The organism is Herbaspirillum lusitanum, assembly GCF_046025995.1.
GTDB lineage: Bacteria > Pseudomonadota > Gammaproteobacteria > Burkholderiales > Burkholderiaceae_D > Herbaspirillum > Herbaspirillum lusitanum_A.
On sequence record NZ_JAQQFM010000018.1, the window covers coordinates 15,077 to 36,535 of the forward strand.

Below are 21,459 nucleotides of genomic sequence, written 5' to 3' on the forward strand. Positions count from 1 at the left end.
GCTCAAAGCGCCGATTGCACAGCGGATTGTAGCGGGCGCCGTCCGGCCCGGTAAGGGCGCATTTCTCATGCAGGCAGCGCGCAGATTATCCGCGCACGCTCGCGCCAGACTCACGCGCCGCCCATAATCGGGCGCGCGCGGCAGGTCGTCGGCAATTCCGCTAAAGTGGCTGCCTTCTCAATTCTTCGACGGTCTTTCATGAGTTCTGCTGCTGCATTGCATGGCGAGCAACAAGATATTCCACGCTGGATGGTGCTGTTGCTGGCGGCCGCGTGCGGCGTCATCGTCGCCAATCTGTATTACGCACAACCGCTGATCGGCCCTATCGGAGCGGCACTCTCGATTTCGCCCGGCGCCGGCGGGCTGATCGTGACGCTGGCGCAGATCGGTTACGGCCTGGGCTTGCTGTTCATCGTGCCGCTGGGCGACCTGTTTGAGAATCGCAAGCTGGTGCTGATCGGCCTGAGCCTCACCTGCGTCGCGCTGATCGGCGCCGCGCTGGCGCAAAGTGCCACGCAATTGCTGGTGTGCAGCCTGCTGATCGGCGTCAGCTCGGTCGGCGCCCAGGTGCTGGTGCCCTATGCTGCGCACTTTTCACGGCCGGAAACCCGTGGCCGTGCGGTCGGCAATGTCATGAGCGGGCTGCTGCTGGGGATTTTGCTGGCGCGGCCTTTGGCCAGTCTGGTCGCCGATCTGTTCGGCTGGCATGCGATTTTCGGCTTGTCTGCGGTGGCCGTGGCGCTGCTGATCGTGGTGCTGGCGCGCTATCTGCCCAAACGCCAGCCGCCGGCGGGTTTGCACTATGGCGCGCTGATGGCGTCGATGTGGAAACTGCTGAAAGACACGCCCATCCTGCGTCGTCGCTCGCTGTATCACGCTGCGACTTTCGGCGTGTTCAGCCTGTTCTGGACCACTGCGCCGCTGCTGCTGGCCAGCCCCCGCTTCAATCTCTCGCAGACCGGCATTGCCTTGTTTGCCTTTGCCGGCGTGATCGGCGTGGTGGCGGCGCCGATCGCCGGCCGGGTGGCCGATCGCGGCTGGAGTCGTCCGGCCACCGGCGTGGCGATGGTGGCGGCTTCGGTGTCGTTTCTGCTGTCGCATTTCTGGGAGGGCGGGCGCGAATCTTCGCTGGTGGTGTTGCTGCTGTCGGCCATCCTGCTGGATTTCGGCGTGTCGGCCAATCTGGTGTTGAGCCAGCGCGCGATTTATGCGCTCGGCGCCGAAGTACGCAGCCGCCTCAACGGCTTGTTCATGGCGATCTTCTTTGTCGGCGGCGCCATCGGTTCGGCGCTGGGCGGCTGGATTTATGCCCAGGCCGGCTGGCCCGGCGTGTCGTGGATGGGCTTTGCCTTGCCGTTTGCGGCACTGCTGTATTACCTCGGCGAGTGGCGCAAAGCCTGAGGCGCGCCCGGTCAGGCGCTCAATCGCCATCGTCGAAAACAAAACGGCTGCCGCAGTGGATGATTGCGGCAGCCGTTTTTTTCTTGCATTCAGGCATTCCGGAATGGACGCTGCCCAAATTCAATCTGGTCCAGATTGATGGACTTCTTTCTTTGTTTGGCCGGTCAGACGCCCCACAGCACGTCGTAATTGCCTTTCCTGGCTTCACGCAGCATGTCCAGCAGCGGGTAGGCGCGTGCCGAGAAGGTGACCGGCTCGATCTTTTCATGGCCATGGTCGTCGCCGTTGGCATTGTGGTGTGCGTGTACGTCACGCTCCAGCGCCTCGGCCGCTTCATGCGATTTGCTGTTGACGATCTGCTTTTCCAGCAGGGAGATGGCATCGCCGCTTTCGGCCGCGGTAATTACGCCGCGCTGGATGTCTTTGTGCAGCAGGTCGAGTATGGGTTTGGCGTGCGACTCGTACATCACCACATCGGCAGCCGCTTTTGATTTGAAGGTTATCAGCATATTTCCTCAGGGTCTTGATTGAAAACTGTTTCTTGAAACTGCGCCCCCTGAAACGGGGACGCTATTGGCACCGGCCAATTACTCGCCAATTACCGGTCGATGGCAGGCGCGCTGTGTCGGCAAGTTTCCGCAGGATATTCCAGCGATGCCGGCAACACGCTCCGGAACAGACTTTGGCAGCATACTCCGCGACCTGCCGGCTTGTCATCCGCGGCCTATTTTATCGGAGCGGCCGGTATTACATTGGTTTGAATGAACTGAAAAAGGTTTCCACATTTTCATCACGGAAGGCTTTTTCCGGCCCCAGCATGATTACCTGATACACCCGCCTGTCCTTTGCCAGCAGTCGCGCCGTCAGCCGCAGGGGCTGGCCGCGCGCCATGCCTCGCGCTTCCAGGTCAAGTCTGGCGCTGGTGTTTTCAGTCTTGCCCGGCAGCATCGCATCGGGTCTGGCGGTGCCGTCGATATTCTTCAGCAGCGCGGTTTGCATGCTTTTCAGGGCGGCCACGGCCTGTTCCGGGCTGGGCAGCTCGGCGGTGCCGACCGCAAAACTGATGCCGTCCACCTCCGCCGCAGTCATGATCATGTCGACTTTGATGCCGTCCAGATCGATATTGCGCGCGATTGAAGCCGGTTTGGCCGGTAGCAAGATGGTGAAATGCGCGTCGTTGTCGCTGCTTTCGCGCCAGTTGTAGTTGGGCGAGCAGGCCGACAGGCTCAAACCCAGCGTCAGCAACAAGAGCAAACGGCTAGTAGATCGCATGATCATTCCTTTTTGCATCAGGGAGTATGGGCAATCGCCGGCTGGCGCGAAAACGTCCTTACGCCGGCAATCACGCCCACGCACAGCAAGCCGATGCCGGCCAGCACTTGCGTTGCCGGTGCGCTGCCGCGCAGGATAAAGGCATACAGCAGCGCCGACAGTGTTTCGAACACGATCAACTGCGCCGCCAGCGCGGTCGGCAGCAACTGGCTGGCCTTGTTCCACATCAGCGTACCCAGCCACGAGGCGGATAGCCCGATCAGCAGCATCATGCCGATGAAGACCTGAGGACGCGGCCCCAGCGGCAGGTCGAAAGCTGAATGGCTGAGCTGCGCGTAGCCGGCGTAGAGCACGAAACCGATCAGTGCCAGCGGCAGCGTGGTCAGACCCTGTGCCGTGGCCCAGGTAACTGAATTGATGCGGGCGTGGGTGCGCAGATAACGCGCATTCATGATCGGGTACCAGGTCCAAGCGGCCACCGCAAATACGCCAAGGGCGCAGCCCAGTGCATAGTCGCCCGGTGTGCGCACAGTACCGGCATCCTGCTGTAGACGGTTCAGTTCGCTGCCGTTGACCAGCATGATCCCCAGGCACAGCGCCAGCAGCGAGGGTGCCAGCCGCTTCCAGGCGACGCTTTCCGACGGATGGCCGGGGCGCCAGTTGGAGAAGATGGAAATCACCACCGGCAAGGTGCCGATCAGCATGGTCGGCAGCGGCGCATCGGCCAGCTGGATGGCGCTGGCCAGCGTGGCGTAATAGAGCAGATTGCCGATCAGCGACAGCTTCATTGCCATTTTCCAGTCTTCGGCGCTCAGTTGGGCGATCCGTTTGCGGTCGATGTAAGCCGGCACCAGCGCGATCAGGCCGAAGGCGATATAGCGTCCCAGCGACAGCAGAATGCCGGGATAGTCGGCCAGCAATAGCGGAGTGACGAACACCAGGCCCCACATCAGGCCCGCGCCCAGCGCACACAGAATCCCGATCAGCATGCGGTCTCGCTGATTTTGTGGGTTTGCGGCGCCGGGTGCGCTACTCGGGTCTTGCTCATGGTCTGCATGCTCTTGTCTTCATTCCTGATGGTTGATCGGTAATCGATCGGCGATTGCACCGCGCGCCGACTCAGCGGCATTCACGCAGGTATCGGTCTTCCAGCTTGGCCCGTTTGCTGTAGGCGATGTTGCTGCCCGGGCTCAGCGCATTCACCGAGAGCCCCGGTGCTGGCGGCTGTCGATAGGCATATGGATTGCGGCCGTCGCGCATCGACGTTTCCGGATAGGCATCGGCGGTGGCTGCTGGCGAGGTATCGCGCGCCCGTTCGATTTTCAGACGCAGCTGGCGGCAGGCCGGACTTTCATCGCGATCCGGATTCAGGCCCTCGTCCTTCTTCTCGGCCGGCAATTGCAAATCCTTGTGAATGTCGGGCGGCGCCAGGTTGAGCGATGTGCTGCCGGATGGCTCGGTCTGCGCGATCGACTGGGCCGATGCGCCGTGCATGGCAAGCGGCGTGAGCATCGCGATACCGAGGGTAAAGACCAGGTGCAGATGCGGCTTCATGGCGGATCCGGGGGAAGGGGGCGCCAATGATAGCAAATGCACTGCTCTGCATTGCAGCAAAAAATCATCGGCCATCACCGGCCGTCACCGGCCATTATTCAATGCAATCATCCAATAATCATCGGAAAGAAAACCTGCAAAAACCCGATTTGTCCGGCGCTGCGGAACTGCCTATCTTTACGCAATCAAAGCAAGGTTATCTGGAAAAAGAAAGACTTGAATGAAAAACAATATGAACGGAGACCTCCCCGAGCTGACGCTGCGCGGCATTATTCTCGGGGCGTTGATCACGGTGGTATTCACCGCCTCCAACGTCTATCTCGGGCTCAAGGTCGGTCTGACCTTTTCCTCGGCGATTCCGGCGGCGGTGATTTCGATGGCGGTGCTGCGCCTGTTCAGCGGCGCCAACATCCTTGAAAACAATATGGTGCAGACCCAGGCCTCGGCGGCCGGCACGCTGTCTTCTATCATCTTCATCCTGCCGGGCCTGATCATGATCGGCCACTGGCATGGTTTTCCCTTCATGCAAACCTTCGGCATCTGCGCCGCCGGCGGCATGCTGGGCGTGATGTTTTCGATCCCGCTGCGGCGCGCGATGGTGGTTCAGGGCGATCTGCCTTATCCGGAAGGCGTGGCCGCCGCCGAGATTCTCAAGGTCGGCAGCGCTGACGCCGGCGACGGGGAAGAAACCCGGCGCGGCCTGCGCGACATCATGTTCGGCGGCGCGCTGTCGGCGCTGTTCAGCCTGATCGCCAGCGGTTTTCGCGTGTTCGCCGAAAACCTGAATCTGTGGTTTTCGGCGGGCGCCTCGGTGCTGCGCATTCCGGTCGGATTCTCGCTGGCGCTGGTCGGCGCCGGCTACATGATCGGCATCGTCGCCGGCATCGCCACCCTGATCGGCGTGCTGATCGCCTGGGGTGTCGCGGTGCCGCTGCTGACGGCCATCACGCCCCATCCGGCCGACGGCAATCTGGCGGCATTCGCCAACGGCATCTGGAGCAAGGAAGTGCGTTTCATGGGCGCCGGCATGATAGGCGTGGCGGCGGTGTGGACCCTGGGCACGCTATTGCGTCCGATGATGGAAGGGGTGAAGGCTTCGATGTCGACGCTGTCGGCGCGCAATAAATCCGCTGCCGGTGGCAAAGACGCCACCGAGCGCACCGAACGCGATCTGGCGCCGCACTGGATCATCGCCATCAGTCTGGTGCTGATTGCCGTGCTGGCGGTGTTGTTCGCCGCCTTTCTCGCCGAGGTGCCGATTTCGCGCGGGCTGTTCCTCGGCCTGATCGTCTACAGCGTCGCCTTCGCCTTCATCTTCGGTTTTCTGGTGGCTGCCGCGTGCGGCTACATGGCGGGTCTGATCGGATCGTCCAGCAGCCCGATATCGGGCATCGGCATCGTCGCGGTGATTCTGGTGTCCCTGCTGTTGCTGGCGTCCGGCACGCTCGATAATCTGCTGGCGACCCCGGAGGGCAGCAAACTGGCAATTGCGATTGCCCTTTTCGTCACCGCCGCGATCATCGCGATTGCCGCGATTTCCAACGACAACCTGCAGGATCTGAAAACCGGGTATCTGGTCGGCGCCACGCCTTGGCGTCAGCAGGTGGCGCTGTTGATCGGCTGCGTGGTCGGCGCTGCGGTCATCCCGCCGGTGCTGGAGTTGCTGTACAACGCCTATGGTTTTGCCGGCGCCTTGCCGCGCGAGGGCATGGATGCGGGGCAGGCGCTGGCGGCACCGCAGGCCACGCTGATGTCGGCCATCGCCACCGGGATTTTTACGCACAAGCTCAACTGGAACATGATCCTGATCGGCGTCGTGCTCGGTGCAGTTCTGATCGCCATCGATTACCTGCTGGAAAAGCGCGGCGGCGTGGCGCGTCTGCCGGTGCTGGCGGTCGGCATCGGCGTCTATCTGCCGCCGACGGTCAGCATGGCGCTGGTGGTCGGTGCGGTGCTGGCATGGCTGATCGAACGTGGTCTGCGCCGGCGCGCGGAACGGGCCGGACAAGACTATGAAGCCATCGCCGAGCAGGCTACGCGTCGCGGTGTGCTGGTGGCCTCGGGCCTGATCGTGGGCGAAAGTCTGATCGGTGTGTTGCTGGCGGCAATCATCGGCGGCACCGGCAAGGATGCACCGCTGGCGCTGGTGGGCGCATCGTTCGAAGAAGCCGGGCAATGGCTGGGGCTGGCAGTGTTCGTGTTGATGTTGTGGATGTTTGCACGCCGGGTTTTGCCGAAGGCGCGCGATTGAGCTGATTTGCTTTGCGCCTCAGATCATTGAGACGGAAGCTGAGAAGCCTGGGGGCAACAAGCACATTTCGGCCGATCAGCTTAAGTACCAACTTAAGAGTTGAGCGACAAATTAAAGCAGCATTCCGATCAAGGTCGGGATGCTGCTTTTTTCTTTTGCTTGATCAATAGTCGGCGCGACGTAATCAGCGCTCCCGCAAGGCGCGTCGATATTGAACGGCTTCTGCCACATGCGCCTGACGTACGTCCTCACTCAACGCCAGATCGGCGATCGTGCGCGCCACTTTCAGCACGCGGTGATAAGCCCGCGCCGACCAGTTCAGGCGCGTCATTGCGGCTTGCAGCAGGGCTTCGCCGGCGGCATCTGGGCGGCAATGCAGATCGATTTCGGAAGGCGTCAGCAGATTGTTGGCCTTGGCCTGACGCTGATGTTGCCGCGCAAAGGCACGGTTCACGCGCCCGGCAATGTGCTCCGAGCTTTCCCCGCTGGCCTGCGCAGTCAGCTCGGCATGTGTAAGCGTCGCCACCTGGATCTGCATGTCGATGCGATCCAGCAGCGGGCCGGAAATCTTGTCCTGATAACGGCCGACATAATCCGGCGTGCAGCGGCAGCGATCCACTGAACTTCCAAAATAGCCGCATGGACAAGGATTCATTGCGGCAATCAACTGAAAACGGGCAGGGAAGTCCGCCTGACGCGCTGCTCTGGAAATCGTGATGTGGCCGGATTCCAGCGGCTCACGCAAAACTTCCAGGACTTTTCTATCGAACTCAGGCAGTTCGTCGAGGAACAAGACGCCGTTGTGAGCCAGCGATATTTCTCCCGGTCGAGGCGTGCCGCCTCCTCCGACCAGCGCCACTGCCGAGGCGGTGTGGTGCGGGGCCCTATATGGACGCATGCGCCAGCGCGAGGCACAGAAGTTCGCGGTGAGCGATTGCACGGCGGCGGCTTCCAGGGCCTCCTGTTCGCTCATCGCCGGCAAGATGCCGGGGAAGCGCGCCGCCAGCATGGACTTTCCGGCACCCGGCGGGCCGACCAGCAGAATGCTGTGATTGCCGGCGGCAGCGATCTCCATCGCGCGTTTGGCCTGCAACTGCCCTTTCACCTCACGGAAATCAGGGTAAGACGATATCTGGGTTGGCGGCTCGTCCTTGTAGCGGGTCAGACGCATGTCGTCGGCGCGGCTGGAGAAATGCGCGCAGACCTGCAGCAGCGATTGCGCGGGAAGGATGGCAGCATCTGCGACCAGTGCAGCTTCGGCGGCGTTTTCCAGCGGGAGGATAAAGGCGCGCGGCGTTTCGCCGGTAGTCACCTTGCGATGCATGGCATAGGTCATCGCCAGCGCGCCGCGAATCGGGCGCAATTCGCCGGACAAGGACAGCTCGCCGGCAAATTCATATTGGTCGAAGCTGTCGCCGGGGATTTGTTCGGAGGCGGCAAGAATGCCGAGGGCAATCGGTAAATCGAAGCGACCTGATTCTTTGGGCAGGTCCGCCGGAGCTAAATTCACCGTGATTCTCTTCGCTGGAAATTCGAAGCGGGCGTTTTGCAATGCTGCGCGCACCCGGTCTTTGGCTTCTTTGACTTCGGTTTCCGGCAGACCGACGATGGTGAAAGACGGCAATCCATTCGCCAGATGGACCTCCACCGTTACTTCCGGCGCCTGCATGCCGGACAGCGCGCGGCTTTTGAGAACGGCGAGGCTCATGGGCCGGCGTGTCGGTGGCTGCGCAGCTGATTACAGCGGCTGTTTTTGCAGGGCTTCGAGTTCGGCCACGCGGGTTTCCAGTGCTTCGAGGCGGGCGCGGGTCTTGGCCAGTACCTGCGCCTGGACGTCGAATTCTTCGCGTGTCACCAGATCCAGCTTGGAAAAACCCTGGCTCAGCATGGCTTTGACGTTCTTTTCAATGTCCTTGGCAGGAGAGTTCTCGATCGCTTTGTTGAGCTTGGATTGCAGATCTTCAAAAAACTGTGGCTTGTCCATGGCGGTTCTCCTGAGGTGACTTAATTGAAAGGCCAAGTTTAGCGGTTTATGGCGACTCTATAAATGCCAGTCGGAATGAAAGCATTTTTGCGAGCAAATGCTAAGGAATGACTCATTCAATTCAATCTCATTTTCGAACGTTTGCGGCTCACGCTGGTGCTTGCACCAAAATAAGCATGCCTAAATCTCCAAAAAATTGAAATTTGGCAAGATTTCATGCACTGTATTGGTGTTGATCGCATTTTTGTGCACTATTTTGGATGGTTTGGCGGTGAAAAATAGTTGACGAGTCCTGTTTCCGCAAAAAAACCTGAGCCCCTCCCATCAAATCGGGTTGGCACGGCTCCTGCTATACGGTTTGTGCAAAACATAAAACTACTTACTGTTGTTCAACACAAACCCAGAGGGACGCCATGAAAAAACTGATTCTTGCAGCAGCCATCGCAGCTTCGTTTGTATCCAGCTTCGCCAACGCAGAAGATGCAAAACCCGATAACGAGTTCAGTTTCAACGCCGCTGTCGTCAGCGATTACCGTTACCGTGGCCTGACACAAACCCGCTTCGACCCGGCTCTGCAAGTTGGTGCTGACTACACGCATAACCCGACCGGCCTGTATGCCGGTACATGGTTGACCAATATCAAGTGGATCAAGGACGCAGGTACGCTGACTGGCACTGATACCAAGGGCAATGTTGAATGGGATATCTACGGCGGCAAGCGCGGTGATATCGGCGGCGGTTTCACGTATGACGTCGGCGGTCTGTACTACTACTACCCGGGCAACACTTTGGCCAACAGCGGCGCCAAGAACGCCAACACATTTGAGTTGTACGGCCAGGTCGGTTACGGTCCTGCTTACTTCAAGTACTCTCAGTCGCTGACCAATCTGTTCGGTAACGTCGACAGCAAATACAGCCAGTATTTCGACCTGGGTGCCAACGTGGATGTCGGTTATGGCATGACGCTGGGCCTGCACGTCGGTCGTCAGAACATCAGGGGCAGCAATGCTGGCGTGTCCAACAACCAGTACAGCTACACCGACTGGAAAATCGGTCTGAGCAAGACCTTTGAAGAACTGGCCGGCATCACTCTCGGCGTAGCTTACCTTGGTACCAATTTGTCCAACGGCGTGCAAACTACGCCTGCTTCGGACGGTGCCAAAAACGTTGGTAAGAGCGGATTCGTGTTTTCCCTCAGCAAAACTTTCTAAAACGAGGTTCGTATGAAACTGATCACAGCGATCATCAAGCCGTTCAAACTCGACGAGGTGCGTGAAGCCTTGTCGGCTATCGGTGTGCAGGGCATCACCGTGACTGAAGTCAAGGGCTTCGGTCGTCAAAAAGGTCACACCGAGCTGTATCGCGGCGCGGAATATGTGGTCGATTTCCTGCCCAAGACCAAAATCGAAGCTGCAGTTGACGATTCCATCGTCGAACGTGCGCTGGAAGCCATTGAAACGGCTGCCCGCACCGGCAAAATCGGCGACGGCAAGATCTTCGTTCAGGATCTGCTGGATGTGATTCGTATCCGCACCGGCGAGACCGGTAAAGACGCTCTTTAAGGGGAATTGGAATGAGTATGAAAAAAATGTTTTCCAGCGCTCTGGCAGTTGGCGCTCTGTTGTTGGCGGTAGGTTTTACCGCGCCGGCCCAGGCGCAAGATGCTCCGAAGCCTGAAGCTGCAGCTGCTGCACCCGCAGCCGCTCCGGCAGCAGTCGAAGCACCGAAGGCTGTTGCTCCTGCAGCGGCGGCACCGGCAGCAGCGCCAGCCGCGCCAGCCGCTGCCGCCGCACCTGCTCCCGTCCCTAACAAGGGCGACACCGCCTGGATGCTGGTTTGTACGGCATTCGTGATTCTGATGACGCTGCCAGGCCTGGGCCTGTTCTACGGCGGCCTGGTTCGCAGCAAGAACATGCTGTCGGTGCTGATGCAGTGCTTCGTGATCTTCTCGCTGATCTACATCCTGTGGTTCGTCTACGGCTACAGCATCGCGTTCACGGAAGGCAGTGCATTCTTCGGCGGCTTCGATCGTCTGTTCCTGCACGGTCTGACCGGCGACTCGAATACTGCGACTTTCAGCAAGGGCGTCGTGATTCCTGAGCTGTCGTTCGTGGCCTTCCAGGGCGCGTTCGCAGCAATCACGGTGGCGCTGATCATCGGCTCCTTCGCAGAACGCGTGAAGTTCTCCGCTGTGATCCTGTTCTCGATCCTGTGGTTCACCTTCTCCTACCTGCCGATGGCGCACATGGTCTGGTTCTGGCCAGGTCCGGATGCCTTCACCGACGCTGCCGCTGCTGAAAAGGCAACTGCAATCTCGGGCTGGCTGTTCCAAAAGGGCGCGCTGGATTACGCCGGCGGCACCGTGGTGCACATCAACGCTGCGGTTGCAGGTCTGGTCGGTTCCTACGTGATCGGCAAGCGTCTGGGTTTCGGCAAGGAAGCCTTCAAGCCGCATAGCCTGACTCTGACCATGGTCGGCGCTTCGCTGCTGTGGTTCGGCTGGTTCGGTTTCAACGCCGGCTCCGGTCTGGAAGCCAGCGGTGGTGCTGCTCTGTCCTTCGTCAACACGATTCTGGCAACGGCTGCTGCCGTGCTGTCCTGGAGCTTCGGCGAATGGATCGGCAAGGGCAAACCATCGATGCTGGGTGGTGCTTCGGGTGCGGTTGCCGGTCTGGTGGCGATTACTCCTGCAGCCGGTTTCGTCGGTGTCATCGGCGCCGTCGTGATGGGCCTGATCGCTGGTCTGCTGTGCCTGTGGGGCGTGACCGGTCTGAAGAAGATCCTGGGCGCCGACGATGCACTGGACGTGTTCGGCGTGCACGGCGTGGGCGGTATCCTGGGTGCGATCCTGACTGGCGTGTTCGCTGCGCCTAGCCTGGGCGGCACCGGCATCTATGACTACGTGGCCAATGCCGTCGCTCCTGACTACTCGATCGGCGGTCAGGTCTGGATTCAGTTCCAGGGCGTGCTGACCACCGTGATTCTGTCGGGTGTGGTCTCCTTCATCGCGTTCAAGCTGGTTGACGTCGTCGTCGGCCTGCGTGTGACTGAAGAAGAAGAGCGCGAAGGTCTGGACATCTCCAGCCACGGCGAATCTGCTTATCACTGATCTGACTCGTCTCTTCTGAGATATTCCTTCGGGCTGGAAACAGCCCCTTCAGGGCGCCCTTCGGGGCGCCTTTTTTATTTGCCGCGCATTTTTGGCAGGCGTTTCCCTCGGTTTGGTCGCCCGGATCGGACAGCCGGCCAAGCTTGAGTAAGCTTGAGGTGCCGGCCGGTCTTTAAAAAACATCGGCAAACACCATGTAAACAGCCCGGCGATGTCGAATCATTGCGAGTCGCGGCAATCCGGGAGCGGCGCCGCCTAAGATGTGGCGATGCAACACGATTTCAATATTCCCGCTAAAATCAAGAGCTCGCTGGCTGCATTTACATATAGACAAGGTTTTTATGGTTCCGCATCTCGTCACCGCCCTGAATGGCCCGCTTCTAGAGCTGGAAAAGAAAATCCTGGGCGCGACGCCGGCCATCGAGCGCTGGTTCCGCATGGAATGGCAGGAACACACGCCGCCGTTCTACTGCTCGGTCGACCTGCGCAATGCCGGCTTCAAGCTGGCGCCGGTGGATACCAACCTGTTCCCGGGCGGCTTCAACAATCTGTCGCCGGAAATGCTGCCGCTTGCGGTGCAGGCCGCCATGGCTGCCATCGAAAAATATTGCCCGGACGCAAGAAATCTCCTGCTGATCCCGGAAAACCACACCCGCAACAGCTTCTATCTGCAAAACATCAGCCGTCTGACGCAAATCTTCCGCCAGACCGGCCTGAACGTGCGTCTCGGCACGCTCGACCCCGACATCAAGAAGCCCAAGCAGATTGATCTGCCGGACGGCACCACCATGACGCTGGAGCCGCTGGAGCGCTCGGCCAATGGTCGCCGTCTCGGCCTCAAGAATTTCGATCCCTGTACCGTGCTGCTCAACAACGACTTGTCGATCGGCATTCCTTCGGTGCTGGAAGGCCTGCATGAACAAAGCGTCCTGCCGCCGCTGCATGCCGGCTGGGCCATGCGTCGTAAAAGCAATCACTTCTCGGCCTACGACGAAGTGGTCAAGAAATTCGCCAAGCTGGTCGAAGTTGATCCCTGGATGCTCAATCCGCTGTTTGCCAAATGCGGCGAAATCAACTTCCAGGAAACCGCCGGTACTGATTGCCTGGCCGACAACGTCAGCAGCCTGCTGTCCAAGATCCGCAAGAAATACAAGGAATACGGCATCAAGGAAACCCCGTTCGTGATCGTCAAGGCCAACGCCGGCACCTATGGCATGGGCATCATGACCGTCAAGGACGCCAGCGAGGTCAAGGATCTCAACCGCAAGCAACGCGACAAGATGGTGGTCGGCAAAGAAGGCCTGGAAGTCAGTGAAGTCATCATCCAGGAAGGGGTACACTCTTTCGAGCGTATCAACGAAGCCGTGGCGGAACCGGTGGTCTACATGATCGACCGCTATGTGGTCGGAGGGTTCTACCGTGTGCACGCGGATCGCGGCATCAATGAAAACCTGAATGCCCCCGGCGCGCATTTCGTGCCGCTGGCCTTTGCGCAGCAGCACGCCTTGCCGGACATGCACGCCAAGCCGGGCACCACTGCCCCCAACCGCTTCTATCTGTACGGCGTGGTGGCGCGGCTGGCCTTGCTGGCGGCTTCACTTGAGATGGAAAAAACCGATCCGAATCCGGAAGTGTATTAATCAACTGCAACCGACATTATGAAAATCGCCTTTCTGGCCGACCCGCTCGACACCTTCAAGACCTACAAGGATTCCACCTTCGCGATGATGCGCGAGGCGGCGCGCCGCGGGCATACCATCTATGCTTTCGAACAGACCGATCTGGTGCTGGAAAGCGGCCTGGTCACGGCCAATGCCTTCAAGGTAGCGCTGACCGGCGACGCCGAAGACTGGTATCGCGCGGATAAGCCGGCTTCGTGTTTCCTGTCCGAGTTCGATGCCGTGATCATCCGCAAGGATCCGCCGTTCGATATGGAATACATCTACACCACGTACTTGCTGGAACTGGCCGAAAAGCAGGGCGCGCGCGTGTTCAACAAACCGGAGGCGATTCGCAGCCACAACGAGAAGCTGGCGATTGCGCAATTTCCGCAATACACCGCACCGACCCTGGTCACGCGCGATGCCAAGCGCCTGCGTGATTTTCACGGCGAACATCAGGATGTGATCCTGAAACCGCTGGACGGCATGGGCGGCATGGGCATCTTCCGCGTGAAGTCGGACGCCATGAATCTGGGCGCCATCATCGAAACGCTGACCGACAACGGTCAACGCACGATCATGGCGCAGCGTTTTATTCCTCAGATCAGCGCCGGCGACAAACGCATTCTGTTGATCGGCGGCAAGGTAGTGCCAAACGTTCTGGCGCGGATTCCGCAAGGCACCGAGGTACGCGGCAATCTGGCGGCGGGCGGGCTGGGCGTGGCGCAAGCGGCCTCGGCGCGCGACATCGAAATCGGCGAAGCGCTGGGTCCGATTTTGCATAAGCGCGGCCTGTTGCTGGTAGGATTGGATGTGATTGGCGATTATTTAACAGAGGTCAATGTGACAAGTCCTACCTGCTTTCAGGAAATCACCCAGCAAACCGGTTTCGACGTGGCGGCGATGTTTGTCGACGCGCTGGAAGCTGAGGCGGGTGCATAAATGGGTTCGATTGAGCATGGCGGGCTGCTCGGGGAAAAGCGCGTCGCTTCGGATGGCAACAATTTCATGGTCGGTATTCTTCTCTTAACGCACGCTCCGCTGGGGCAGGCCTTCATCGACGCCGCGACGCATGTATTTCGCGGCCGTCCGGAACGGATCGAAGCGATCGACGTGATCGCCGATCAGAACCCGGCAGAAGTTCAGCGGCTGGCGGTAGAGGCCGTCAAGCGTCTGGACGACGGCAGCGGCGTACTGGTCATCACCGACGTCATGGGCGGCACGCCGTCCAACTGTACCGGTTATCTGTGCGCCATCGAAAACGTGCAGATCATCGCCGGTATCAGCCTGCCCATGCTGCTGCGCGCGCTGACCTATCGCAACGATACGCTGGACGTGGTGGTCGAGATGGCCCTGGCCGGCGGCCAGAACGGCGCGGTGCGCATCGACAATCGCATCCGGGTCGCGTCCTCCTGATACCCTGCATCAAACTCAGCGCAATATACAGATTCAGAACTAGCCGGCCTCATCCACCGCAGCGCTGCCAACTTGGCGACGCGCTGCGGCTTTAACATGTCGGCAATCCCGGAAAGATAAGAAAATGATTCAAAAAGAATTAGAGATCATTAACAAGCTCGGCCTGCATGCACGCGCCTCCGCCAAGTTCACGCAACTCGCCAGCAAGTTCAAGAGCGAAGTCTGGATGACCTTCAACAAACGCCGCGTCAACGCCAAGTCCATCATGGGTGTGATGATGTTGGCCGCAGGCAAGGGTAGCCTCATCGTCCTGGAAACCAATGGCGAAGATGAACAGGAAGCGCTCGATGCGCTGGAAGCCCTGATCAATGACCGTTTTGGTGAAGGCCAGTAAAAAACGGGTGCGCAAGTAGCCATACCGCTGGCGCTGTGACCGCGCGATCCGCCTGATCTGCCGGGCGCCGGCTGCTGCTGCTTTGCAGCAGCAGCCGCACCGTCAAAATGGCCTGTGCGGCTGTATCCCAATCCATTCCTGAGTCCGCCCGGATGGCGCAGCGCGGGAGCCGAATCCGAGAGCCTGCGCGGCGTTCTGGTAATTTACCCCGGCATACTCTTTGCATCAGCTCCTGCAATTGCCAAACGCTGGAATGTCCGGTATTTTCGTGTCGACTGGCGCACTCATCCCGCACAGCCGATTATAAAAACGACGCAGGAGATAAGCGCGATGGCTTCTTTTACATTACACGGCATTGCGGTTTCGCAGGGCATAGCGATCGGCCGCGCGCATTTGCTTGCCGCCGCCGCGCTCGACGTTAAACATTATCTGATCGCAGACGATCAGGTCGAAGCAGAAATAGCGCGCCTGAAAAGCGCGATCAAATCGGTGCATCAGGAATTGCAGACCATCCGCAATGAATTGCCCAAGGATGCGCCGCCGGAACTCGGCGCCTTCATCGATGTGCATTCGCTGATCCTGTCCGACCCCATGCTGTCGGAAGTGCCGCTCAACATCATTCGCCATCGCTACTACAACGCCGAATGGGCGCTGGTGACACAGATCGATGAGTTGTCGGCGCAGTTCGATGAAATCGAAGATCCCTATCTGCGCGAGCGCAAGGCCGATATTCAGCAGGTCGGTGATCGGGTGCTCAAGATACTCACCGGCACCGCCGTGAATCTGCCCGAGGTGGGTGATTCCGGCGCCACCGCCAACATCATCGTGGTGGCTCACGATATTTCGCCGGCCGACATGCTGCAGTTCCGCGACGGCGCCTTCGGCGGATTCGTCACCGATCTCGGCGGCCCCAACTCGCATACGGCAATTGTCGCGCGCAGCCTGGATATTCCGGCCGCCGTCGGCATGCACAACGCCTCCGAGATGGTGAAGCAGGACGATCTGCTGATCATCGACGGCGACGCCGGCGTGGTGATCGTCGATCCTTCACCGCTGGTGCTGGCGCAATATCGCGCACGCCAGGATCGCCTGCTGCGCGAGCGCAAAAAACTGAGCCGCCTCAAGAAGACGCCTGCCATCACGCAGGACGGCGGCTATATCGCGCTGCTGGCCAATATCGAATTGCCGGGCGATGCGCCGGCCGCGCTGGATGCTGGCGCTGTCGGAATCGGCCTGTTCCGCTCCGAGTTCATGTTCATGGGCCGTGCCGGGCACCTCGAAAGATTCCCCAGCGAGGATGAACAGTTCGAGTCCTACAAAAAGACGCTGGTGGCGATGAAGGGCCGACCGGTCACCATCCGTACGCTGGATGTGGGCGCCGACAAGCCGCTCGACGAAGACGAACAGACTGCATTGAACCCGGCCCTCGGCTTGCGCGCGATCCGCTACTGTCTGAGCGAGCCGCAGATGTTCCTGACCCAATTGCGCGCCATCCTGCGCGCCTCTGCCTATGGTCCGATCAAGCTGCTGGTGCCGATGCTGGCGCACGCCTTCGAGATTGATCAGACGCTCAGCATGATCGAGCAGGCCAAGCAGCAACTGCGCGAGCGCAAGCAGAAGTTCGACGAAGAGATTCCGGTCGGCGCCATGATAGAAATTCCTGCCGCGGCGCTGGCTTTGCCTATGTTTATCAAGCGCCTGGATTTTCTGTCGATCGGCACCAATGATCTGATTCAATACACGCTGGCGATCGACCGCGTCGATCACGAAGTCGCTCACCTCTACGACCCGCTGCATCCTGCCGTGCTGTTTTTGTTGTCGAGCGTGATCGGGCAGGGCCGCAAGGCCGGCATTCCGGTGTCGGTATGTGGCGAAATGGCGGGCGACACCAAGTGGACGCGCCTGCTGCTGGGCATGGGTTTGCAGGAGTTTTCCATGCACCCGGCGCAGCTGTTGTCGGTCAAATACGAAATCCTGAACAGCGACCTGCGCCTGTTGGAGCCGCAGGTCAAAAAAGTGCTGCGTGCCACCGAGCCGGCAGCAGTCACGGCCGGCATGGCGCAATTGCAGGCGCTGGTGTCCGAGCCTGAAGTGCGCGAAGTCAAGGTGGCGTCGGCGCGCAAGCGCTGAGTGACACCGCAGGCAGATCGGCGGCATGCCGGTCTGCCTGCGATTCGGTTGCTTGCCTGCCTCATCCTTTGTTCCGGCTCTTTCCTGCACCGTGCGCAGCCATGGTTTGACGCAAACTCCCGACTTGGTTATTCTTACGCCACTGCGCCGATTTGAACGGTCTATGGACCTCAGCTTGCGGGCGCCGGGATACACAATCCCAGATAAATACGGCTAAAGCGAGCTTGGAGCGATGCAGTAATGCCAAGACCAGCCCGCAAGCGTATGCTTCCGGGCTTTTTTGTTTTCCGGGGCGACTGTCGATGAATGAGCGATGGTTGTCCGCGCCTCCCGCAAGCAGGAGCCCAAGCTCCGCTTCCTCATTCGTTCGGATCGACGCTCAATTTGTCAGGCCTATGGCGCTGTCCGGCAATCAGCCGACGCTGCGCCTTACCGGAAAAGTACACACTATGTCGATCGGAATCGTATCGCCCCAGGTCATGCATTTCGCTGAGCCCCTGCCGCTGCAAAGCGGCGCGAAGCTGGCGGACTATGCCTTGACCTATGAAACCTACGGCGCGCTCAACGCCGACAAATCCAATGCGGTGCTGGTTTGTCACGCTCTCAACGCCTCGCATCACGTGGCCGGCGTGTATCAGGACGAGCCGGACAATGTCGGCTGGTGGGACAACATGGTCGGCCCCGGCAAGGCGCTGGATACCGACAAGTTCTTCGTGATCGGCGTCAACAATCTGGGCTCCTGTTTCGGTTCGACCGGTCCGATGCACACCAATCCGGCGACCGGCAAACCTTATGGCGCCGATTTTCCGGTGGTCACGGTGGAGGATTGGGTGAATGCTCAGGCGCTGCTGGCCGATCAGCTCGGCATTCGTCAGTTCGCCGCGGTCATGGGCGGTTCGCTGGGCGGCATGCAGGCGCTGGCCTGGAGCATGATGTTCCCGGATCGCCTGCGTCACTGTCTGGTGATTGCGTCCACGCCCAGGCTGTCGGCACAGAATATCGCCTTCAATGATGTTGCCCGGCAGGCGATTCTGGCCGATCCGGATTTCCACGGCGGCGACTTCTACGCGCATGGTGTGGTGCCGAAAAACGGTTTGCGCGTGGCGCGCATGGTCGGCCACATCACCTATCTGTCGGATGACGACATGGCCGAGAAATTCGGTCGCGACCTGCGCTCGGGCTCTTATCAGTTCGGATTCGGCATCGATTTCGAAATCGAGTCTTACCTGCGCTATCAGGGCGACAAATTCTCGACCTACTTCGACGCCAACACCTATCTGCTGATCACCAAGGCGCTCGACTACTTTGATCCGGCCGAGAAGTTCGGCGGCGATCTGGCGCAAGCCTTTGCCTGCACCAAGGCGCAGTTCCTGCTGGTGTCCTTCACCACTGACTGGCGCTTCTCGCCGGAGCGCAGCCGCGAAATGGTGCAGGCGCTGGTCAAGAACCGGAGTCGTGTCAGTTACGCCGAGATCGATGCGCCGCACGGGCATGATGCCTTCCTGCTGGACGACTCGCGCTATATGAAGGTGGTCGGGGAATACTATCAACGCATCTGGCAGGAAATGCCAAAGCCATCGGCGACAGGGGAGCAGGCATGAAATTTACAGAACTGAGTACGCTGCGCCCCGATCTCGCCTTCATCGCGCACTGGGTGCGCGAAGGTTCGAATGTGCTGGATCTCGGTTGCGGCGACGGCGTGATGCTGGATTATCTGCAGACCGACAAGAAATGTCTGGGCTACGGGATTGAAATCGACGACGACAAGATTCCGCAATGCTTGCAGCGCAATGTGTCGGTGATTCAGCAGGATCTGGATGGCGGGCTGGCGATGTTCGAGGACAATGCCTTCGATACCGTGTTGTGCCTGTCGGCGCTGCAGATGGTCAAGGACGTTGAAGGCATCTTGCGCGAGGTGGCGCGGGTCGGGCGCGAGGCCACGGTTTCCTTTCCCAATTTCGCTTACTGGCCGCACCGCGTGGCGCTGCTGCGCGGGCGCATGCCGGTGTCAAAATCGCTGCCTTACGAATGGTATGATACGCCCAACCTGCGCTGCGCCACGATCAAGGATTTCGAGGCGCTGGCCAATGATGTGGGGCTGGAAGTGCTGGAATGCGTGGCGCTGCATAACGGCAAACCGGTGACCTTCTTGCCTAACTGGCGTGGCAGTCTGGCGGTGTTCAGGCTCAAGAAGCGCTAGACGAATGGCGGTTGTCGCGAGTTGATTGCGCGCTTGTTTCGGGGTTGCGCAATTCTTCATTCTGTATCCTTGAATGAACACGCCGACGGCCTGGTGCAAGTATCGTCGCATTACGTCATCACTTGAAACGCCATGCCTGCTTGTCGGCTGCTGAACCGATCGACAAACGCGCTGGCGTTTTTTCTCACCCATTTCTCCATCAGAATTTTCTTCTATGACGCCTAACGCCACGCCCTGGCACAGCTATCTGAACCAGCGCATGCTGATCTGCGTTTTCCTCGGTTTTGCATCGGGTCTGCCTCTGTTCATTTTGCTGAGTCTGCTGCAGGCCTGGCTGGCCAAGTCTGGCTTGAATGTCAAAACCCTGGGGCTGTTTGCGCTGGTGATGTTTCCCTACACCTGGAAATTCGTCTGGTCGCCGCTGATGGACCGCTTCCACTTCGGCCGCATGGGGCGGCGGCGCGGCTGGATGTTCATTACACAGCTCGGACTATTCATCGGTATCGGCTGCATGGGCATGCTGGATCCGTTGACCCAGGTGCCGATGATTGCCTTCGCGGCATCGGTGGTGGCCTTTCTGTCGGCCAGCCAGGACATTGCGATCGATGCCTACCGCCGCGAAATCCTGCTCGACAGCGAAATGGGCCTGGGCAATGCGATCCACGTCAACGCCTATAAGCTATCGGGCATGGTGCCGGGCGCCTTGTCGCTGGTGCTGGCTGATCTGATGCCGTGGCAGACCGTGTTCTGGATTACCGCCGCCTTCATGCTGCCGGGTTTGCTGTGCACCTTGCTGGTCAAAGAGCCGGCCGTGTACGGCGCACCACCCAAGAGTCTGGCGGACGCGGTGATTCTGCCGTTCAAGGAGTTCATCAATCGCGGCGGCTGGAGCAACGCGCTCTGGGTGCTGGGCTTCATCTTTCTCTACAAGCTGGGCGACAGCATGGCCACCGCGCTGGCCACCAAGTTCTATATCGACCTCGGTTTTTCGATGACTCAGATCGGCGTGATCTCCAAAACCACCAGCCTGTGGGCCAGCGTGGCCGGGGGCATTGTTGGCGGCGTCTGGATGGTGCGTCTGGGCATCAATCGTGCGTTGTGGATCTTCGGTGTGGTTCAGGCCGTGGCGATTCTGGGTTTTGCCTGGCTGGCGCACATGGGGGCCGATTCGCTGGCGCTGGCGCTGGTGATCGGCTTTGAAGCCTTCGGCGTCGGTCTGGGGACGGCGGCTTTTGTCGCCTACATCATGCGCGAAACCGACCCGCGCTTCACCGCCACGCAGTTCGCCTTGTTCACCAGTTTGGCGGCCGTGCCGCGTACTTTTGTCAATTCTTCGGTGGGATATCTGGTCGCGAATATGGGTTGGCTGAATTTTTTCATCATTTGCTTCGTACTTGCCTTGCCTGGAATGCTGATGTTGCCTAGAATTGCGCCCTGGAATGAAAAAAGAGAAATAAATCCCAAATCCGACGCGATTTGAGTGCTCTGCAAGCAACGTGCAAAGCGTATCTTGCGAGAAATTCCTGAAGGCCCGATAAAAAATAATGCATTTGCCTCTTGTTTTTAGTTGACAGCTGATCAGCGTTCTAATATAGTTTTGCGTTCCCTGCGCGGAGAGGTGGCCGAGTGGTTAATGGCAGCAGACTGTAAATCTGCCCTCTTACGAGTACGCTGGTTCGAATCCAGCCCTCTCCACCATATTGGGATAGCAGTAAAAAGTTTTGCGGTTGTGAAGCAACAGGTTTTCGATAGTAGTTCCTCGCGGGTGTAGCTCAATGGTAGAGCTGAAGCCTTCCAAGCTTATGACGAGGGTTCGATTCCCTTCACCCGCTCCAGTTTTGGTCCGGTCGCATGTTTGGTTGTTGTGCGGTCGGCAAAGATGCCCTTGTAGCTCAGTGGTAGAGCACTCCCTTGGTAAGGGAGAGGCCACGTGTTCAATCCACGTCAAGGGCACCAGTTGTTTGAGTTGTATCGCTGCATCAAGTCAGCAATCGGTCGGGCGCGTTGCCTGAACATTCTCATCAAATACTTAGGAGTCTAAGATGGCAAAAGGCAAGTTTGAGCGGACCAAGCCGCACGTGAATGTG

20 protein-coding genes and 3 tRNA genes are annotated in these 21,459 nt (G+C 59.4%); 17 read left to right on the forward strand and 6 right to left on the reverse strand.

The window, feature by feature from the left end:
• Positions 1-198 precede the first annotated feature (198 nt).
• Complete coding sequence (locus PQR62_RS25140) at positions 199-1,401, forward strand: MFS transporter (protein WP_408160818.1); 1,203 nt, start codon at positions 199-201, stop codon at positions 1,399-1,401.
• Positions 1,402-1,565: 164 nt separating this feature from the next.
• Here the strand turns inward: PQR62_RS25140 and PQR62_RS25145 are convergent, their stop codons facing one another.
• The 4 genes from PQR62_RS25145 to PQR62_RS25160 all read right to left on the reverse strand — a co-directional run bounded on the left by PQR62_RS25145 (position 1,566) and on the right by PQR62_RS25160 (position 4,227).
• Complete coding sequence (locus PQR62_RS25145; RefSeq protein ID WP_408160819.1) at positions 1,566-1,910, reverse strand: DUF1840 domain-containing protein; 345 nt, start codon at positions 1,908-1,910, stop codon at positions 1,566-1,568.
• 238 nt (positions 1,911-2,148) lie between these two features.
• Positions 2,149-2,673: a hypothetical protein gene (locus tag PQR62_RS25150; protein WP_408160820.1), complete on the reverse strand. Its 525-nt coding sequence runs from the start codon at positions 2,671-2,673 to the stop codon at positions 2,149-2,151.
• Between the two features lie 17 nt (positions 2,674-2,690).
• The gene (locus tag PQR62_RS25155; protein ID WP_408160821.1) at positions 2,691-3,662 is read right to left on the reverse strand and encodes a DMT family transporter; all 972 of its coding nucleotides are present in this window, start codon (positions 3,660-3,662) and stop codon (positions 2,691-2,693) included.
• 130 nt (positions 3,663-3,792) lie between these two features.
• Positions 3,793-4,227: a hypothetical protein gene (locus PQR62_RS25160; protein WP_408160822.1), complete on the reverse strand. Its 435-nt coding sequence runs from the start codon at positions 4,225-4,227 to the stop codon at positions 3,793-3,795.
• A 26-nt stretch (positions 4,228-4,253) separates the two neighbouring features.
• Here PQR62_RS25160 and PQR62_RS25165 point away from each other — a divergent pair, with 26 nt between their 5' ends.
• Positions 4,254-4,451 carry a hypothetical protein gene (locus PQR62_RS25165; protein WP_408160823.1) on the forward strand — a complete coding sequence of 66 codons (198 nt, stop codon included), beginning with the start codon at positions 4,254-4,256 and terminating at the stop codon, positions 4,449-4,451.
• An 8-nt stretch (positions 4,452-4,459) separates the two neighbouring features.
• Positions 4,460-6,478 (forward strand): OPT family oligopeptide transporter, encoded by a 2,019-nt coding sequence (locus PQR62_RS25170; RefSeq protein ID WP_408160824.1) that lies wholly within the window; start codon positions 4,460-4,462, stop codon positions 6,476-6,478.
• A gap of 184 nt (positions 6,479-6,662) precedes the next feature.
• Here PQR62_RS25170 and PQR62_RS25175 read toward each other — a convergent pair whose 3' ends face one another.
• Positions 6,663-8,186, reverse strand: a complete 1,524-nt coding sequence (locus PQR62_RS25175) for a YifB family Mg chelatase-like AAA ATPase (RefSeq protein WP_408160825.1) — start codon at positions 8,184-8,186, stop codon at positions 6,663-6,665.
• 30 nt (positions 8,187-8,216) lie between these two features.
• Positions 8,217-8,462: an accessory factor UbiK family protein gene (locus PQR62_RS25180; protein ID WP_408160826.1), complete on the reverse strand. Its 246-nt coding sequence runs from the start codon at positions 8,460-8,462 to the stop codon at positions 8,217-8,219.
• A gap of 413 nt (positions 8,463-8,875) precedes the next feature.
• Between PQR62_RS25180 and PQR62_RS25185 the strand changes: the two genes are divergently transcribed.
• The 14 genes from PQR62_RS25185 to PQR62_RS25250 all read left to right on the forward strand — a co-directional run bounded on the left by PQR62_RS25185 (position 8,876) and on the right by PQR62_RS25250 (position 21,328).
• On the forward strand, positions 8,876-9,673 hold the full coding sequence (locus PQR62_RS25185) for a TorF family putative porin (RefSeq protein ID WP_408160827.1): 798 nt from the start codon (positions 8,876-8,878) through the stop codon (positions 9,671-9,673).
• 12 nt (positions 9,674-9,685) lie between these two features.
• Positions 9,686-10,024, forward strand: coding sequence for a P-II family nitrogen regulator (locus PQR62_RS25190; protein WP_408160828.1), 339 nt, complete (start codon positions 9,686-9,688; stop codon positions 10,022-10,024).
• Positions 10,025-10,035: 11 nt separating this feature from the next.
• On the forward strand, positions 10,036-11,571 hold the full coding sequence (locus PQR62_RS25195; protein ID WP_408160829.1) for an ammonium transporter: 1,536 nt from the start codon (positions 10,036-10,038) through the stop codon (positions 11,569-11,571).
• Between the two features lie 341 nt (positions 11,572-11,912).
• Positions 11,913-13,211 carry a glutamate--cysteine ligase gene (gene gshA, locus PQR62_RS25200; RefSeq protein ID WP_408160830.1) on the forward strand — a complete coding sequence of 433 codons (1,299 nt, stop codon included), beginning with the start codon at positions 11,913-11,915 and terminating at the stop codon, positions 13,209-13,211.
• A gap of 18 nt (positions 13,212-13,229) precedes the next feature.
• Complete coding sequence (gene gshB, locus PQR62_RS25205; RefSeq protein WP_408160831.1) at positions 13,230-14,174, forward strand: glutathione synthase; 945 nt, start codon at positions 13,230-13,232, stop codon at positions 14,172-14,174.
• Positions 14,175-14,240: 66 nt separating this feature from the next.
• On the forward strand, positions 14,241-14,648 hold the full coding sequence (locus tag PQR62_RS25210; protein ID WP_459251867.1) for a PTS sugar transporter subunit IIA: 408 nt from the start codon (positions 14,241-14,243) through the stop codon (positions 14,646-14,648).
• A 124-nt stretch (positions 14,649-14,772) separates the two neighbouring features.
• On the forward strand, positions 14,773-15,042 hold the full coding sequence (locus PQR62_RS25215) for an HPr family phosphocarrier protein (RefSeq protein WP_408160833.1): 270 nt from the start codon (positions 14,773-14,775) through the stop codon (positions 15,040-15,042).
• A 330-nt stretch (positions 15,043-15,372) separates the two neighbouring features.
• Entirely contained in the window at positions 15,373-17,172 is a 1,800-nt protein-coding gene (gene ptsP / locus PQR62_RS25220; protein WP_408160834.1) for a phosphoenolpyruvate--protein phosphotransferase, read from the forward strand.
• A 449-nt stretch (positions 17,173-17,621) separates the two neighbouring features.
• Complete coding sequence (gene metX, locus PQR62_RS25225) at positions 17,622-18,773, forward strand: homoserine O-succinyltransferase MetX (RefSeq protein ID WP_408160835.1); 1,152 nt, start codon at positions 17,622-17,624, stop codon at positions 18,771-18,773.
• Positions 18,770-19,372 (forward strand): methionine biosynthesis protein MetW, encoded by a 603-nt coding sequence (metW, locus tag PQR62_RS25230; protein ID WP_408160836.1) that lies wholly within the window; start codon positions 18,770-18,772, stop codon positions 19,370-19,372. Before metX ends, metW begins: the two co-directional genes overlap by 4 nt.
• Positions 19,373-19,586: 214 nt before the next feature.
• The gene (locus PQR62_RS25235; protein WP_408160837.1) at positions 19,587-20,852 is read left to right on the forward strand and encodes an AmpG family muropeptide MFS transporter; all 1,266 of its coding nucleotides are present in this window, start codon (positions 19,587-19,589) and stop codon (positions 20,850-20,852) included.
• A 132-nt stretch (positions 20,853-20,984) separates the two neighbouring features.
• A tRNA-Tyr gene (locus tag PQR62_RS25240) sits at positions 20,985-21,070 on the forward strand.
• Between the two features lie 63 nt (positions 21,071-21,133).
• Positions 21,134-21,207, forward strand: a tRNA-Gly gene (locus PQR62_RS25245).
• 46 nt (positions 21,208-21,253) lie between these two features.
• A tRNA-Thr gene (locus PQR62_RS25250) sits at positions 21,254-21,328 on the forward strand.
• Positions 21,329-21,459 lie beyond the last annotated feature (131 nt).